The following is a 16,631-nucleotide window of genomic DNA, read 5'->3' as shown; positions in this document are numbered from 1 at the left end:
CCGGGCCGGAAGGCGGCTCAGTGCAGGGTGCTCCACAGCTTGCGCTTGGTGGCGTACATCAGGCCGGCCAGCACGATCAGGAACAGAATCACCTTCACGCCCATCTGCTTGCGCGCATCCATGTGCGGCTCGGCGATGAAGGTCAGGAAGGTGCTGATGTCATGGGCCTGCTGCTGCACCGTCGCCGGGGTGCCGTCGGCGTAGGTCACGCCGTCCGGCATCAGGATGTTGGGCATGCCCACCTGATGGCCCGGGAAGTACTTGTTGTAGTTCATGCCCGGCATCAGGGTCACGCCTTCCGGCGGGTTCTCCTCGAAGCCGGTCAGGAAGGCGTAGAGATAGTCCTCGCCACCCACGCGGGCCTTCGCCATCAGCGACAGGTCCGGCGGCAGGGCACCGTTGTTGGCGGCGCGGGCGGCGTTGTCGTTGGGGAACGGCGACGGGAAGCGGTCGGCCGGGATGCCCGGACGCATGAACATCTCGCCCGCGTCGTTCGGACCGGCCTGGACCTCATAGCCGGCGGCGATCGCCTTCAGCTCGTCCTCGTTGAAGCCGATGCCGGCGAGGGTGCGGATCGGGACCAGCTTGGCCGAGTGGCAGGTCGAGCAGACTTCCTTGTAGATCTGGAAGCCGCGCTGCGCCGAGGCCTTGTCGATGGTGCCGAACACGCCGCTGTGCGACCACTCCTGCTTGGGAATGTGCACCGCTTCCGACGCCTGCGCGGCGCCGGCCAGACCCAGGGCGACGGCCGCGGAGAGGATGGCAGACTTCAGAGAGCGCATTATGCCTTCTCCATGGGCTTGGCGTGGGCGCCGGCGGCAACGCGGCCACCGCCCTTCAGAACCGGTTCGCAGATGCTGGCGGGAAGCGGCAGCGGACGCTCCAGCTTGCCCAGCAGCGGCAGCAGGATCAGGAAGTGGAAGAAGTAGTAGGCCGTGCCGATGCGGGCGACCAGCAGCCACACGCCTTCCGCGGGCATCGCGCCGGCGTAGCCCAGGACCAGGGCGTCAATGGCGAGGATCCAGAAGAACTGGCGGTAGATCGGACGGAACTTGCAGCTGCGCACCTTGGAGGTGTCGAGCCACGGCAGGGCCGCCAGCACCGCGATGGCGCCGAACATGGCGAGCACGCCGCCCAGCTTGTCCGGGATCGCGCGCAGGATCGCGTAGAACGGCAGGAAGTACCATTCCGGAACGATGTGCGCCGGCGTGACCAGCGGGTTGGCCGGGATGTAGTTGTCCGGGTGGCCGAGGTAGTTCGGGGCGAAGAAGACGAAGGCCGCGTAGAAGATCAGGAACACGACGACCGCGAAGCCGTCCTTGACCGTGACGTACGGGTTGAACGGCACGGTGTCCTGCGGGCCCTTGGCGTCGATGCCCAGCGGGTTGTTGGAGCCGGAGACGTGCAGGGCGGCGGTGTGGAGGACGACCAGGCCCAGCAGCACGAACGGCAGCAGGAAGTGCAGCGCGAAGAAGCGGTTCAGCGTCGGGTTGTCGACCGAGAAGCCGCCCCACAGCCAGGTCACGATCGGGTCGCCGACCAGCGGGAAGGCCGAGAACAGGTTCGTGATGACGGTGGCGCCCCAGAAGCTCATCTGGCCCCACGGCAGCACGTAGCCCATGAAGGCGGTCGCCATCATGGCCAGCAGGATCAGCACGCCGAGGATCCACAGGATCTCGCGCGGCGCCTTGTAGGAGCCGTAGTAGAGACCGCGGAACATGTGGATGTAGACGGCGATGAAGAACATCGACGCGCCGTTGGCGTGGACGTAGCGCAGCAGCCAGCCGTAGTTGACGTCGCGCATGATGCGCTCCACCGACTCGAAGGCGATGTGCGTGTTGGCCGCGTACTGCATCGCCAGCACGAGGCCGGTGGCGATCATGATGACCAGCATGATGCCGGCGATGGCACCGAACGCCCACAGATAGTTGACGTTCCGGGGCATCGGATACTGGTTGTACTCATGGTCCAGCATCGTGAAGATCGGCAGGCGGCTGTCGATCCACTTCACGACGGGATTCTTGAACTGGGGGGCGTGAGCCTGAGCCATCTTGGGGTCTCCAGAACCTTAAGGGCCGCTTAGCCGAGCCGAACCGCGGTGTCGCTCGTGAAAGCGTACTGCGGAACGACGAGGTTGGCCGGGGCGGGACCCTTGCGGATGCGCCCTGCGGTGTCGTAGTGCGAGCCGTGGCACGGGCAGAACCAGCCGTCGTAGTCGCCGCGCGGATCGGTCGGCTTCTGCCCCAGCGGCACGCAGCCCAAGTGCGTACAGATGCCGACGACGATCAGCCATTCCGGCTTCTTGACGCGGGCGTCGTCGGCGGCCGGGTCGCGCAGCTCGCCGAGGTTGACGGTGCGCGCCTCCTCGATCTCCTTCGCCGTGCGGTGGCGGACGAAGACCGGCTTGCCGCGCCAGGTGACCGTGATCGCCTGGCCTTCCTGGACCGGGGCCAGATCCACGTCGATCGAAGCCAGCGCGAGGGTGTCGGCGGCCGGGTTCATGCTGTCGATGAACGGCCAGACGGCCGACGCGACACCAATGGCACCCACGGCCCCGGTGGCGAGGTAGAGAAAATCACGGCGGGAAGCCCCCTCGCCGCCGGGGGCCGCGTGGCCACCCGTCCCGGGCGGATGCGTGGTCTGAGCCATAAGCGTTAATCTCCTCAAGGCATACGCGGCGCGCCGAAGCGCCCTATGACACGTGGACCAGTGTTTATCACGACTTGACGGGCATGTCCGCTCACTGGGTGGGTGGGTGCGCGCCGCGTCGACCGGGGTTGTATCTCCCGGGTATCCGGGGTGCGGTATACAGTCGCGGCAACGCCTTGAAAAGGTTTTGTCATCGGGACAACTTGTCGCGCTTTGCAGTGCACCATTAGACATCGCTGAACCAAAAGGGAATTTCATGCGCCTCGTTCTCTTCGAACCGGACATCCCCCAGAACGCCGGCACTCTGATGCGTCTCGCGGCGGGACTCGGGGTGCCTCTGGACCTGATCGAGCCCTGCGGCTTCGTTCTGGACGACCGCAAGCTGCGGAGAGCCGGCATGGACTACATCGACCAGCTTTCCCTGGTCCGGCACAGCTCCTGGGCGGCCTACCGGGCGCTGCCGCAGGGCGGGCGGCTGGTGCTGCTGACCACCCGCGGCGCCGTTCCCTACACCGATTTCGCCTTCGCCCCGGACGACCGGATCATGGTCGGGCGCGAGAGCGCCGGGGTGCCCGACGAGGTGCACGCAGCGGCCGACGCCCGGCTGGTCATCCCCCTGATGCCGCCCGCCCGGTCGCTGAATGTTGCGCTGAGTGCCGCGATGGTGTTGGGTGAGGCCCTGCGGCAGACGGCCGCATTGCCCAGACTCTCGCCCCTTCCTTCGCCCTGACCGACGCCGGACGCCCGCCCATGACCACCTCGCCCACCGACGCCATGGACATCAGATCCGCCCGTCAGGCCCAGGCCAGCGCCTGGTTCACCGAACTGCGCGACCGCATCTGCGCCGAGTTCGAGCGGATCGAGGACGAACTGACCGGCACCCATTCCGACCTGCCGCCGGGCCGCTTCGAGCGCAAGCCCTGGCAGCGCCCCGACCATGGCGGCGGCGAGGGCGGCGGCGGCGTGATGTCGGTGATGCGCGGCCGCGTGTTCGAGAAGGTGGGAGTCAACGTTTCCACGGTGCACGGCACCTTCAGCCCGGAGTTCCGCGCGAACATCCCCGGCGCCGCGGAGGACGGGCGGTTCTGGGCGTCGGGCATCAGCCTCGTCGCGCACATGCGCTCGCCCCTGGTGCCGGCCACCCACATGAACACGCGCCACATCGTGACCAGCCTCGGCTGGTTCGGCGGCGGCGCCGACCTGACCCCGATGGTCCCGGACGATCGGGACACCGCCGACTTCCACGCCGCCTTCCGCAACGCCTGCGACCGGCACGACCCGACCTGCTACGCGCGCTACAAGGAGTGGTGCGACCGCTACTTCTTCCTGCCGCACCGGGGCGAGGCGCGCGGCGTCGGCGGCATCTTCTACGACAATCTGGATTCCGGGAACTGGGAGGCCGACTTCGCCTTCACCCGCGACGTGGGCCTGGCCTTCCTGGAGGTCTTCCCCGCCCTGGTCCGCCGCCACATGAACCGCCCCTGGACCCCGGAGCAGCGCGAGCACCAGCTGATCCGCCGCGGCCGCTACGTCGAGTTCAACCTGCTCTACGACCGCGGGACGACCTTCGGCCTGAAGACCGGCGGCAACACCGAGGCCATCCTGATGAGCATGCCGCCCGAGGTGAAGTGGCCGTAACGGCGGCGCTTCACCCCAGACGCCGCCTCGCCTCCGCCAGACACTCGTCCCGTCCCGGACGGAAGTCCTCGGCGATCCACCACGCCTCGACCTGCTTCAGCAGCGCGCCGACCGCCGGGCCGCGCGGCATCCCCATGGCCAGCAGGTCGCGCCCGGCGATGGGAAGGACCAGGGACGGCAAATCCTCGGCGGTCGCCAGCGCCGCCTTCACCGCGTCGAGCGCCACCGGTCCAGGCGCGTCCACCGCCGCCAGCAGCACGAGGTCGCGGTACAGCCCGGCGTCGCCCAGCCGGTAGAGCGCCTGCCGCCGCTTCACACGACCGTCCGACAGCGACACGGCCATCGGCGGCTCGGTCAGGGCGGCGAGGCGGTCGCGGTCGGCGTTGGACAGGCGCAGGGTCTGGGCCACGGCCAGCGCCCCCGCCCGGTCGGTGTCCAGCACTGCGGCGAAGCGGCGGACCGCGTCGGGCGGCTCGTCCAGGTCATGCTCCAGCCGGACCAGCCCATCCAGCCGGGCGGTGCGGACCGCGTCTGGCAGCAGATGGGCCATCACGCCGAGACGGATCATCAGATCCCAGGCCGACGCCGGATCGGGCGCCGCCAGCAGGCGGGACAGCTCCCCTCGCACCCGCTCCCCGGACAGGGTGGGCAGGCGGGGGGCCATCGCCGCGCAGGCGGCCAGAGCCGCCGCGTCCGGGGCGCCGCGCCCGTAATGAGCGTGGAAGCGGAAGAAGCGCAGCAGGCGCAGCACGTCCTCTTCGATGCGCTGCCTCGGGTCGCCGACGAAGCGCACCCGCCCGGCGGCCATGTCCGCCAGCCCCCCGAAAGGGTCGTAGACGCAGCCGTCCAGCGTGCAGCTCAGCGCGTTCATGGTCAGGTCGCGCCGGGCCGCGTCCTCCCGCCAGTCGTCGGTGAACTCGACACGGGCGTGGCGCCCGAAGGTCTCCACGTCGCGGCGCAGCGTGGTGATTTCGTAATGGGCCTTGCCGACCACGGCGGTGATGGTGCCGTGCTCGATCCCGGTGGGGATGGCGCCGATGCCCGCGGCCTTCAGCAGCGCCATCACCCGTTCCGGCGGCGCGTGCGTGGCGATGTCGATGTCCTTGACCTTGCGGCCCAGCCACGCATCGCGCACGCAGCCGCCGACGAAGCGCGCGTCAGCCCCTCCGGCGGCCAGGGCGTCGAACACGGCGCGCGTCTCGGGCGCGGTCATCCAGGGCTGGGGGGCGATGCGGGCGTTGACGGTCATGGCGGCAGGCTAGCCCGCAAGACGCTCAATTGCCAGACGGCCCGCTGCCAGAGGGCCCACCGCCGACCACCCGCCCGTCTTCGACATGGGCCGGCGTATAGGGCGTGTGCGGCGCCACCCCGCTGGTCAGGGCGACGGAGCCCAGAGTCACGGCCATCGCCGCCACCCCGGCGAAGATCAGCCAGGGCCAGGGTGCCGTCGCCCACCACGGCGCCGGGATGTGCGCCTCCTCCGCCTCGCGGCGGCGACGCTCGACGACCAGCACATACAGGGCGTAACCGGCCGTGGGCAGGACGAGGGGCAGGATGACCGTCAGGAAAATCCGCAGCACCGCGCCGCCGCCCTACGATGGTCCGCCGGCGGGCAGGTCGCCCAGGCGATCACTTCCAAGGCCGTCACACCCCAGCCCCTCGCCCAGCCCCTCGGCGCGCAGAACATCGCAGAGATTCACCAGCATCCCCGCCGTCGCCCCCCAGATAAAGCGCTGCTGGTAGGGGAAGGCGTAGAAATAGCGTTGTGCACCCTGGAACTCGCGGCTGTGGCGCTGCGGGTTGGTCGGGTCGAGGATGGCGGCCAGCGGCACCTCGAACACCTCGGCCACCTCGGTCGGGTCGGGAGTCACCTGGAAGGGCGGGCGCACCAGCCCGACCACCGGGGTCACCCGGAAGCCGGTGCGCGTCACGTAGGTGTCGAGACGCCCCAGCACCTCGATGCGGTCGCGCGCCAGCCCGATCTCCTCCTCGGTTTCACGCAGGGCGGTGTCCTCCGGGTCGCGGTCCTCGCTCTCCATCCGCCCGCCGGGAAAGCTGATCTGCCCGGCATGGGCGGTCAGGTTGGCGGTGCGCTGGGTGAAGATCACCGTCGGCTCCTCCGGCCGGTCGACCAGCGGCACCAGGACGGCGGCCTCCCGCAGCTTGCCCTGCGAGGGCTCGAAGCCGGGATTCAGATCATGGTCGCCGCGCACCTTCACCGGGCGCAGGCCGGCGGCGGCGCTTCCCGGAAAGCGCTTGCGGACCTCGTCGAGACTCACCCGCCAGGCAGCCTGCCCAGCGCGAAGAAGACCTTCTTGCTCCATACCCCCACCTCAGCCTCACCATCATGGCCGCGCGTGTCGGCCCGGTCCACCAATTCGTAGTAGACCGAACGAAGAATTCGCGCTTCGAGCCCGTTACTTAGGAGGATATAGGGCGTCGGTTCGCCATTTTCAGGATTGTGGACAACTCTGATCGGATGATCCGACCCGCATTCAACCCATTCGTCTAAATTTGTACGGAATGACAACACCTGTTCGTCGCCACTTCCGCTTGCGGCCATTTCCACGGCGACGAACGGCGTGTCCTCGACCTCGATCCGCCCGCGCTCGACCGGGGTGACCAGCCAGAAGTCGCCGGCCTCGTCGCGCCGCAGGACGGTGGCGAACAGCTTGACCAGCTCGATCCGCCGGATCGGGTCGCCCTCGTGGTACCAGGTGCCGTCGCGGGCGATGCGGATGTCGAACCGCTGCTCCCTGGCAGTCAGGGGCAGGCCGTCGCCGCTCCCGCCACCCGGACGCGCATCATTTGGGCGCTTGTCATTCGCCCCGTCATTGCCGACCTTCATCGCTAGCCTTCTCGTCTTTTTCGGGCCTGAGGGGCACAGAGGGAACTGGCCGCGCAACGTAATTTCGCCATACTCGTCACATAGGTCCGGACTGGCGGATTTGCCACGATGGCCGTTTCGACCCCAGTTGTCATGATGGGGCGGACATGATTGCCCACCGAGTGCATGGTCTTAACGGGAGCAGAGACGTGAGCGCAACCGACGCCGCCAATCCGAGTCAGAGCTTTCCCGCCGGCGAGAATCCGCACCAGCTCATGGCGGAGATTGAGGCGCTGGGCGGCCGGCTGACCCATGTCCGCGACCGCATCGGCCGGATCATCTTCGGCCAGCAGGAGGTCATCGACCTCACGCTGATCACGCTCCTCGCCGGCGGCCACGTGCTGCTGATCGGCGTGCCGGGCCTCGCCAAGACGCGGCTGGTCGAGACGCTGGGCACCGTGCTCGGCCTCGCCGAGAAGCGCATCCAGTGCACGCCCGACCTGATGCCCGCCGACATCCTGGGGTCGGAGGTGCTGGAAGAGAACGAGCAGGGCCGCCGCTCCTTCCGATTCATTCCGGGGCCGGTGTTCAGCCAGCTTCTGATGGCCGACGAGATCAACCGCGCCAGCCCGCGCACCCAGTCCGCCCTGCTCCAAGCGATGCAGGAGCGGCGCGTGTCGGTCGCCGGCCACTACCACGCCCTGCCCCAGCCCTTCCACGTGCTGGCCACCCAGAACCCGCTGGAGCAGGAAGGCACCTACCCGCTGCCGGAAGCCCAGCTCGACCGCTTCCTGATGCAGATCGACGTCGACTACCCGGACCGCGACGCCGAGCGGCGGATGATGATCGCCACCACCGGCTCGGCGGACGAGCAGGCGGTGACGGTGCTCTCCCCCGCCGACCTCCAGGTCGCGCAACGGCTGGTCCGCCGCGTGCCGGTCAGCGAGGGCGTCGTGGACGGCATCCTCGACCTCGTGCGGCGGGGCCGTCCGGAGGCGACCGACCTGCCGGAGGTGCAGCGCCACGTCGCCTGGGGTCCCGGCCCGCGCGCCAGCCAGGCACTGATGCTCGCCGCCCGCGCCCGCGCGGTGCTGGACGGGCGGCTGGCGCCGTCGCTGGACGACGTGGTGGCCTTGGCGAAGCCCGTGCTGCGGCACCGCATGGCGCTGAACTTCGCGGCGCGGGCGGATGGGATCACGCTGGACGACATCATCAACCGCCTCTGCGCCCCGCTGTCGTAAGGACCCGCCTATGGCCTCCCCCACCCTCGGCGCCACCACCCTGCGGGCGCAGCAGCGCGCGGAGGGGCTGGCCGCCACCCTGCCGCCGCTTCTGGTCGCGGCGGAGCGCGTCGCCTCCACGGTGGCGCAGGGCGTGCACGGACGGCGCCGCGTCGGGCTGGGCGAGACCTTCTGGCAGTTCCGCCGCTACCAGCCCGGCGACTCGCCGCAGATGATCGACTGGCGGCAATCCGGCAAGGCCCAGCCCGTCTATGTGCGCGAGAACGAGTGGGAGGCCGCCCAGACCGTCTGGCTGTGGCGCGACCGCTCGCCGTCCATGGACTACCGCTCCGTCAACGGCCTGCCGACCAAGCGGGAGCGCGCCGACCTGCTGACCCTCGCCATCGCGGTGCTGCTGGTGCGCGGCGGCGAACGGGTGGGCCTGCTGAACTCCGGCCAGCGCCCGGACCATGGCAAGTTCGCCCTGAACCGCATGGCCGGTCAGATGACCGACCCGCGCAACGCCCATTCCCCCGACGCGCTGCCGCAGCCCGAACCGCTGCCCCGCCACGCCCAGGTGGTCCTGGTCGGCGACCTGCTGTCGCCGCTGCCGGAGATCCACGCCACCGTGTCGGCGCTCACCGGGCGCGGCGTGCGCGGGCATCTGCTGCAGATCCTCGATCCGGCGGAGGAGACCCTGCCCTACGAGGGCCGCGTCGAGTTCGAAGGCTTCGAAGGCGAGGAGGAACTGCTGGTGCCCCGCGTAGAGGCGGTGCGCGAGACCTATCTGGAGCGGCTGCGCGCCCACCAGGACGGTTTGGACGCGCTCGCCCGCACCGCCGGCTGGACCTACGCCGTCCACCGCACCGACCGGCCGCCCCAGACCGCCCTGCTCGGGCTGTGGGGCGCCCTGGCGCGCGAGGCGGTTTAGGTGGGGCGGGCGCCCTCGGCCCCCTCCCTAACCCTCCCCCGCTGCGCGGGAGAGGGAATCGTGGGCATCGCCGCACCCGTTCCCTCCACCTCGAAGAGGGGGAGGGTTAGGGAGGGGGCCGGCCCACTGAATCGCCATACCTATCATCCTCCAACAGCGTAGACGCCGATGCTGGGTTTCGGACCGATCGCCTTTGCCGTCCCGTGGGTGCTGGCCGCCCTGGCCGTCCTGCCGGTGCTGTGGTGGCTGCTGCGCGTCACGCCGCCGGCCCCGCGGGTGGTGCGCTTCCCCGCCATCCGGCTGCTGCGCGACCTGACAGCGCGGGAGGAGACTCCCGCCCGCACACCGTTGTGGCTGCTGATCTTGCGCCTGATCGTCGCCGCGCTGCTGATCCTGGCGTTGGCCGGACCGCTGCTGAACCCGCGCGCCGCCCTGCCGGGCAGCGGTCCGCTGCTGCTTCTGGTGGACAACGGCTGGGCGTCGGGCCGCGACTGGACGAGCCGCCGCGCCGCCATGGAGGAGCTGGTGTCGCAGGCGGAACGGCAGAACCGCCCGGTCGTCCTTCTGCCGACCGCCCGGCCCGCCGGGGGCGAGGCGGTGAAGGCCAGCCCGCCCCTGCCCGCCTCGGAAGCCCGCCGCCTGATCCAGGCCTTGGAGCCCCACCCCTGGCCAACCGACCGCGCCGGCGCGCTGGAAGCGGTGCGCGGTCTCGCCGCACGCGGCTCCGCCCACACCGTCTGGCTGTCGGACGGCATCGGCGACCGCACCGCCCGCGGCCTCGCCGAGACGCTGCAGCGCATGGGCTCCCTCGAAATCCTCGACGATTCCGCGGAGAAGCCGCCCCACCTGCTGCTCCCGCCATCGTCGGAGGGCGCCGGCCTGTCCGCCCGCGTGGTGCGTGCCGACGCCTCCCGTCCGGAAAGCGTTACCGTGCGCCTGTCCGGCGCCGACGGCCGTCTGCTGACCCGCCAGCCCGTTGCCTTCGACGCCGGGCAGCTCACCCGCGAGGTGCGTTTCGAGGTGCCGGCGGAGCTGCGCAACGACGCCGCCAGCCTGCGCGTGGAGAACGACACCACCGCCGGGGCCACCGTCCTGCTCGACGAGCGCTGGCGCCGCCGCCCGGTCGGGCTGGCCTCGGGCCGAGCCAGCGGCGAGAACCAGCCGCTGCTGTCCGACCTGCACTATCTGGAACGGGCGCTGGCCCCCTACAACGAGGTGCGCCGCGGCGAGCCGGACGAGCTTCTCAAGCGCGACCTCGCCGTGCTGGTGCTGTCGGACATCGGCGCCCTGACCGGGCAGGAGGCCCAGACCATCGAGGACTGGGTGCGCAAGGGCGGCGTGCTGCTGCGCTTCGCCGGGCCGCGGCTGGCCCAGAACCCCGACCGTCTGGTGCCGGTGCGCCTGCGCCTGGGCGACCGGGCGCTGGGCGGCGCCCTGTCCTGGTCGGAGCCGGCAAAGCTCCAGCCCTTCGACGGCCGCAGCCCCTTCGCCGGCCTGCACATCCCCGACGACGTTGCCGTCTCGCGGCAGGTGCTGGCCGAGCCGGCGCTGGACCTCGCCGACCGCACCTGGGCGCGGCTCCAGGACGGCACGCCCCTGGTCACCTCGGAAAAGCGCGGAGACGGCTACATCGTGCTCGTCCACACCACCGCCAGCCCGGAATGGTCGAACCTGCCGATGTCCGGCCTGTTCGTCGACATGCTGCGCCGTCTGGTGACGCTGAGCGGCGGCGTCGCCGGCGGCGCCCATGGCGGCACGCTGGAGCCGCTGGAGGTGCTGGACGGTTTCGGCCGGCTGGTGCCGCCGCCGGCCGCCGCCTTCCCCATCGCCGGGGACGCCGGGGCCGACGTGATCGGCCCGCGCCACCCGCCGGGCTTCTACGGCACCGAGGAGGCCCGCCGCGCCCTCAACCTGACCGCCACGCTGACCCGGATCGAGCCGCTGGGCGCCATGCCCGGCGGGGTCGCCCGCGGCCCCTACGGCACGCGGGGCGAGGTGGCGCTGAAGCCGGCGCTGCTCGGCATCGCGCTGTCGCTCGCCATGATCGACCTGCTGATCGCCCTGATGCTGCGCGGCCTGCTCGGAGGCTGGCGATTTGGCGGCAAGCGCCGCCGGGCCGGGGCCGCCGCCGCTGTCCTGCTGACGCTGGGCGCCGCGCTCCCCATGGCGGCGGCGCCCTGGACCCCCGCCCGCGCCGACGACGCGCAATCGACCAAGGTGACGGCGGAGACCTACCTCGCCTATGTGCGCACCGGGGACGGCACGGTGGACGACACCTCCCGCGCCGGGCTGGAAAGCCTTGTGGACGTGCTGACCCGCCGCACCGCGGTGGAGGCCGCCGGGGCGGTGGGCGTCGATCCGGAAAGCGACGAGCTGGCCTTCTACCCCCTGCTCTACTGGCCGGTGTCCGGCGGTCAGCGCGCCCTGACCGACCACGCCCGCGCCCGGCTGAACGAGTACATGCGCAACGGCGGCACCATCCTGTTCGACACGCGCGACCAGTCGGCGGGTGCCGTCGGCGGCAACCAGGCGCTCCAGGGCATGGTGCAGGGGCTGGACATCCCGCCGCTGGCCCTGGTGCCGCCCGACCACGTGCTGACCAAGTCCTTTTACCTGCTGAACGACTTTCCCGGCCGCTACAACGGCGGCAATCTGTGGATCGAAGCGCGCGAAGGCCGCGCCAACGACGGCGTGTCCCCCGTGCTGATCGGCGGCAACGACTGGGCCGCCGCCTGGGCGGCGAACCGCAACGGCCAGCCCCTCTATGCCGTCGTCCCCGGCGGGGAGCGGCAGCGCGAGATGGCCTACCGCTTCGGCGTCAACCTCGTCATGTACGCGCTGACCGGCAACTACAAGGCCGATCAGGTCCATGTGCCCGCGATCCTTGAGAGGCTCGGCCAGTGACCCTGCTTGACGGAACCTCCATCGCTCTGGCGCCGCTGCTGCCCTGGGTCTTCCTGGTGCCGCTGCTCGTGCTGGCTCTGGCGATCCTGGCTCTGGCCGTCTTCCGCCGGGCGCGCGGCGTCTGGCTGCGCGCCCTGGCGGTGGCGGTGCTGGCGCTCGCGCTGATCAACCCGTCGCTGGTGCAGGAGAAGCGGGAGCCGATCAAGGACGTGGCCGTCGTCGTGCTCGACGCCTCGCCCAGCCAGAACATCGGCGACCGCCGCGCCCGCGCCGAAGCCGAGCTGGAGCGCCTGGCCGAGCGGCTGAAGGCCTTCGACGATCTGGAGCTGCGGGTGGTCCGCGCCGGGGACGCGGAATCCGGTGCCTCGGCCATCAACGAAACGCACCTGTTCGACGCGCTGAACCGCGCCATGGCCGACGTGCCCCGCCGCCGCATGGCCGGGGCTGTGCTGATCACCGACGGGCAGGTCCATGACGTTCCGGAGAACCTCGCCCGGCTGGCCGAGATCGGCCCGGTGCACACGCTGCTGACCGGCAACCGCGACGAGGGCGACCGTCGTCTGGCCATCGTTCAGGCCCCGGCCTACGGCCTCGTCGGCAAACCGGTGGAACTGACCATCCGGGTGGACGACATGCCGCGCCGCCAATCGGCCGATGCGGCGGTGACTCTGCGTCAGGACGGCGGGCCGCCGCGCACCATCCGCGTGCCGGTGGGCCAGGACTTCCACATGGAGCTGCCGGTCAACCACGGCGGCCAGAACGTGCTGGAGATGGAGGTCGAGGCGGCGCGGCAGGAGCTGACGCTCGCCAACAACCGCACCGCCGTGGTGGTGAACGGTGTGCGCGACCGCCTGCGCGTCCTGCTGGTGTCCGGCGAGCCGCACGCCGGCGAGCGGACGTGGCGCAACCTGCTGAAGGCCGACCCGTCGGTCGATCTCGTCCACTTCACCATCCTGCGCCCTCCGGAGAAGCAGGACGGCACGCCGATCCGCGAGCTGTCGCTGATCGCCTTCCCGATCCGCGAGCTGTTCGAGATCAAGCTGGACGAGTTCGATCTGATCATCTTCGACCGCTACCGCCGGCGCGGCGTGCTGCCGCAGATGTATCTAGAGAACATCGCCGAGTACGTGCAGAAGGGCGGCGCCCTGCTGGAGGCGTCCGGCCAGGGCTACGCCACGCCGCTGTCGCTGTTCCGCACGCCGCTGGGCCAGGTGATGCCGGCGGAGCCGACCGGCCAGGCCATCGACCGCCCCTTCAAGCCGACCGTGACGGAGGTCGGCCGCCGCCACCCGGTGACCGCCGGCCTGCCCGGCGACCGCCCGGACGGCGAGCCGAGCTGGGGCCGCTGGTTCCATCAGGTGGAGGTCGTGCCGGGTAATGGCGCGGTGGTGATGAACGGGGCGGACGACCGCCCGCTGCTGATCCTCGACCGCGTCGGCAAAGGCCGGGTGGCGCAGCTGGCATCCGACCAGATGTGGCTGTGGAGCCGCGGCTTCGAGGGCGGCGGCCCGCAGGCCGAGCTTCTGCGCCGCCTCGCCCACTGGCTGATGAAGGAGCCGGAGCTGGAGGAGAACGATCTGCGCGCCCATGTGGACGGCAACCGCATCACGGTGGAGCGCCGTTCCCTGGAGCCCGACCCGCGCAGCATCACCCTGACCACCCCCTCCGACGAGACCCGGACTCTGGAGATGACCGAGGACCGCACGGGCCGCGCCAGCGCCACCGTGGTCGCCGGCGAGCCGGGCATCTACCGCATCACCGACGGCGAGCGCACGGCCCTGGCCGTGGTGGGCGCCGTCAACCCGCCGGAGTTGGCCGACGTGCGCTCCACCGGCGACCGCCTGTCGGGCGTCGCCGACGAAACCGGCGGCGGCGTGCATTGGATTTCCGACACGGAGAGCGGCGTGCGCCCCGGCATTGACGTGCGCCGCACCCGCCCCGACCGGACACAGACCGGCAACGACTGGATCGGCCTGCGCGCCAACGGCGATTTCACGGTGACGGGGGTGTCGGAGGTGCCATTGCTTCCGGTGGCCGCGGTGCTGGCCCTGGCGCTGGGAGCGCTGTTGATGGCGTGGCGTCGCGAGGGGCGGTAAGGGTCAACGAAGCTGTTGCAATCGGGTCGGGTTTCCGCTTATGGTCCCGACCCTTCCGGCGCTGATCGCGCCGTTCGGTTGGGGCGTCGCCAAGCGGTAAGGCAGCGGTTTTTGGTACCGCCATTCCCAGGTTCGAATCCTGGCGCCCCAGCCATCTTCCTCCTAAGTATTTCAATCGCTTAGCGATTTCCGGGCTTTGCAGTCGGCGAAACCCGTGTGGCCCACAAAAGGGGCCACACGAAGGGTCACATTCGCCCCCGAGGCGCTATGTCTTCCTATCTCAAGCGCAAGGGCGACCGGATGGTGTTCCGGCGCCGTATCCCCCAGAGCCTTATCCCTCGTTTCGGCCGGTCGGAACTGGCAATCTCGCTCGGCGACCTTGGCCCGCGAGCTGCCCGCGCGAAGGCGCGGGCGCTGGCCGCACGATCCGACGAGTTGTTCAGCATGGTTTCCCGGAATCTCCACCTCTCCCCCGATGAAGTGACCGAGCTGGCCCGCCGATGGTTCTCCAGCACGACGGCAGAGTATGAGGAACGCCTTCGGGCCATACCGCCGGGCGATAGCGCCCGTGCTGCTCACGAAAGGCAACTGGCCGAGGATGATCGCGAGTCGACACGCGTCATGCTGGCCGACAACCAATGGCCCGCGGCCAGCGCCATCGCCGATCGCCTGTTGGCAGACGCCGGCATTGAGCATTGGGAAGGTGAAGAAGCGGCCTATCGCGACCTGTGCCGCATGATTCTGCGCGCCAGCGCCCAGGCCGCCGAAATCCATCTCGCGCGATTGAAGGGCGACTACTCGGCCGCCCCCTCCGATCCGGCGTTCATCGAGAAGCCGGAGCCCGTCATCGTGCGGGTAGAGGTGCCTACCCCGCCACCAGCCGAAACGACGGCGCCGACCAAATCCGCGCCAGAGGCGCCTCTGTTCTCGACTGCCGTTGCCTCTTACACCGCCGAGAAGAACCGGGCCGGGGAATGGCGGGGCAGCACCGAACACCAGTACCGGCGCTTCTATGAGCTGTTCTCGGGCTTCTTGGGCGACAAGCCGGTGAACGCCTACGCGCGCGCCGACATTGGCCGGTGGGTCGAGGCGTTGCAGCAGATCCCTTCGACCTACGGCCAATCCACAGTCCTCCGCGGCAAGACTCTCAAGGAGCTGGCCGCCTACACTGCCGCCAATCCGTCCGTCGATCCGGTGACGGCCCGGACGGTGCAGAAGCACACCATCGCCCTATCGGGATTCTTCGGCTGGTGCCGGGACCGGGGCCATATCAACGATAACCCGGTGACTCGCGCCTTCCGCTACAAAAAGGACCGCCGCGCACGGGAGCAGCGGGCCGCATGGGAAGCACCAGAGCTGAACAAGCTGTTCGCCTCCCCGATCTGGACCGGCTGCAAATCGGAGGCTCGCCGGTCGGCTCCCGGCACGCTCATGCTGCGCGACGCGCTGTTCTGGATACCGCTGATCGCCGTGTTCTCCGGGATGCGCTTGGAGGAGATCGCCGCGTTGCGCGTCGAGGACGTTCAGACTGATTCCGGCATTGCCTTCTTTGACATCACACCAGCCGGGGGAAAGCTGCTGAAGACCGCAGCAGCCGTGCGCCGTGTCCCCGTCCACAAAGAACTGGTCGGCGTCGGGTTCCTGCGCTACGTCGAGCAGCAGCGGCGGGCCAAGGTGGAGCGGCTGTTCCCCGAACTCCAACCGGGAGGCCCGGACAAGCGCTTTGGCTTCTATCCGACGAAGAAGCTGAGCCGGTACTTTGATGCGGTGGGCATCCCCGATCTGGACGTTCACGGATTTCGTCATGCCGCGATCACCGGGTTGCAGCGGGCCGAGGTAGCGGAGCCGATCATCCGCGATCTGGTCGGCCATGAGGGGAACGGTTCGGAGACGCACCGCTATTCCAAGGGCTACCCCCTCCCCCAACTCGCCGATGCGCTCAATCGGCTGACCTACCCCGGCCTACGTCTAGAACATCTTAGAGCGCGGATCAAAACCTCCCTTGGGCCGAGCTAAATCAATGGCTTGGGGCCAGGAAACCGAGGTTTTGATCCGCGCTCTTAGATAGCGTTGCTTTGTCGAGAGCCTCCCGGACTGATAGGGTGGTGCCCAACCGACGGGCATCATGGGAAATCAGCTGCTGTGCTTTGCGCGGCTCGCCCACGCTGTGGCGCACCGCGCGCTTCCCGTGCGTCCGAGCAAAAACGCCCATCCTGTCTACCGCCCCTTCAGCCTGTTCGCCGCCTTGCTCGTGAAGGAACACCCGCGCCGGAACTACCGCGGCTTGGAAGACTTGCTGCGGAGCTCGTCTCTCTGCGCCACGTGTTCGGTTTCCTGAGTGTCTCAAACTGTTCCACCTTTTGGTG

The 16,631-nt window shown here is 69.8% G+C and carries 14 protein-coding genes and 1 tRNA gene; 8 read left to right on the top strand and 7 right to left on the bottom strand.

The annotated features are described in order from the left end of the window. Positions 1-17 precede the first annotated feature (17 nt). From AMK58_RS15515 to petA, 3 genes are read right to left on the bottom strand one after another with little or no spacing between them, the layout of a single operon-like run. On the bottom strand, positions 18-782 hold the full coding sequence (locus tag AMK58_RS15515) for a cytochrome c1 (protein ID WP_035676897.1): 765 nt from the start codon (positions 780-782) through the stop codon (positions 18-20). Continuing rightward, the gene (locus tag AMK58_RS15510) at positions 782-2,050 is read right to left on the bottom strand and encodes a cytochrome b (protein ID WP_035676900.1); all 1,269 of its coding nucleotides are present in this window, start codon (positions 2,048-2,050) and stop codon (positions 782-784) included. The genes AMK58_RS15515 and AMK58_RS15510 overlap by 1 nt, the downstream gene beginning before the upstream one ends. Positions 2,051-2,079: 29 nt before the next feature. Further along, entirely contained in the window at positions 2,080-2,649 is a 570-nt protein-coding gene (gene petA, locus AMK58_RS15505; RefSeq protein WP_014198445.1) for a ubiquinol-cytochrome c reductase iron-sulfur subunit, read from the bottom strand. A 256-nt stretch (positions 2,650-2,905) separates the two neighbouring features. Here petA and AMK58_RS15500 point away from each other — a divergent pair, with 256 nt between their 5' ends. Together AMK58_RS15500 and hemF are read left to right on the top strand one after the other, a co-directional pair. Further along, complete coding sequence (locus AMK58_RS15500) at positions 2,906-3,379, top strand: tRNA (cytidine(34)-2'-O)-methyltransferase (RefSeq protein WP_035676903.1); 474 nt, start codon at positions 2,906-2,908, stop codon at positions 3,377-3,379. A gap of 20 nt (positions 3,380-3,399) precedes the next feature. After that, positions 3,400-4,287: an oxygen-dependent coproporphyrinogen oxidase gene (hemF, locus tag AMK58_RS15495; protein ID WP_079285355.1), complete on the top strand. Its 888-nt coding sequence runs from the start codon at positions 3,400-3,402 to the stop codon at positions 4,285-4,287. Positions 4,288-4,297: 10 nt separating this feature from the next. Here the strand turns inward: hemF and AMK58_RS15490 are convergent, their stop codons facing one another. The 4 genes from AMK58_RS15490 to AMK58_RS15475 are packed head-to-tail and all read right to left on the bottom strand — an operon-like array spanning position 4,298 to position 7,135. Continuing rightward, positions 4,298-5,536: a CCA tRNA nucleotidyltransferase gene (locus AMK58_RS15490; protein ID WP_035676906.1), complete on the bottom strand. Its 1,239-nt coding sequence runs from the start codon at positions 5,534-5,536 to the stop codon at positions 4,298-4,300. Between the two features lie 25 nt (positions 5,537-5,561). Continuing rightward, positions 5,562-5,867, bottom strand: coding sequence for a DUF6111 family protein (locus AMK58_RS15485; protein ID WP_035676909.1), 306 nt, complete (start codon positions 5,865-5,867; stop codon positions 5,562-5,564). 12 nt (positions 5,868-5,879) lie between these two features. Continuing rightward, a complete protein-coding gene (locus tag AMK58_RS15480; RefSeq protein WP_035676912.1) occupies positions 5,880-6,566 on the bottom strand; it encodes a CoA pyrophosphatase in 687 nt (228 codons plus the stop codon). Beyond that, the gene (locus AMK58_RS15475) at positions 6,563-7,135 is read right to left on the bottom strand and encodes a DUF1285 domain-containing protein (protein WP_035676914.1); all 573 of its coding nucleotides are present in this window, start codon (positions 7,133-7,135) and stop codon (positions 6,563-6,565) included. Before AMK58_RS15475 ends, AMK58_RS15480 begins: the two co-directional genes overlap by 4 nt. A gap of 188 nt (positions 7,136-7,323) precedes the next feature. On the opposite strand from AMK58_RS15475, the gene AMK58_RS15470 reads away from it, so the two are divergent. The 6 genes from AMK58_RS15470 to AMK58_RS15445 all read left to right on the top strand — a co-directional run bounded on the left by AMK58_RS15470 (position 7,324) and on the right by AMK58_RS15445 (position 16,281). Continuing rightward, a complete protein-coding gene (locus tag AMK58_RS15470; protein WP_035676917.1) occupies positions 7,324-8,355 on the top strand; it encodes an AAA family ATPase in 1,032 nt (343 codons plus the stop codon). A gap of 10 nt (positions 8,356-8,365) precedes the next feature. Further along, on the top strand, positions 8,366-9,265 hold the full coding sequence (locus AMK58_RS15465) for a DUF58 domain-containing protein (RefSeq protein ID WP_035676918.1): 900 nt from the start codon (positions 8,366-8,368) through the stop codon (positions 9,263-9,265). A 168-nt stretch (positions 9,266-9,433) separates the two neighbouring features. Beyond that, a complete protein-coding gene (locus AMK58_RS15460; RefSeq protein WP_059399162.1) occupies positions 9,434-12,169 on the top strand; it encodes a DUF4159 domain-containing protein in 2,736 nt (911 codons plus the stop codon). Then, positions 12,166-14,265 carry a glutamine amidotransferase gene (locus AMK58_RS15455; protein WP_035675777.1) on the top strand — a complete coding sequence of 700 codons (2,100 nt, stop codon included), beginning with the start codon at positions 12,166-12,168 and terminating at the stop codon, positions 14,263-14,265. The genes AMK58_RS15460 and AMK58_RS15455 overlap by 4 nt, the downstream gene beginning before the upstream one ends. Positions 14,266-14,344: 79 nt before the next feature. Continuing rightward, positions 14,345-14,419: transfer RNA gene (locus tag AMK58_RS15450), tRNA-Gln, on the top strand. Between the two features lie 113 nt (positions 14,420-14,532). Continuing rightward, entirely contained in the window at positions 14,533-16,281 is a 1,749-nt protein-coding gene (locus AMK58_RS15445) for a DUF6538 domain-containing protein (RefSeq protein ID WP_059399161.1), read from the top strand. Positions 16,282-16,631: the final 350 nt, after the last annotated feature.

It is taken from the genome of Azospirillum brasilense, from assembly GCF_001315015.1.
In the GTDB taxonomy this organism is placed as follows: Bacteria; Pseudomonadota; Alphaproteobacteria; order Azospirillales; family Azospirillaceae; genus Azospirillum; species Azospirillum brasilense.
The sequence above is the reverse complement of the archived record's forward strand: the minus strand, read 5'-3'. Positions and strand labels throughout refer to the sequence as shown.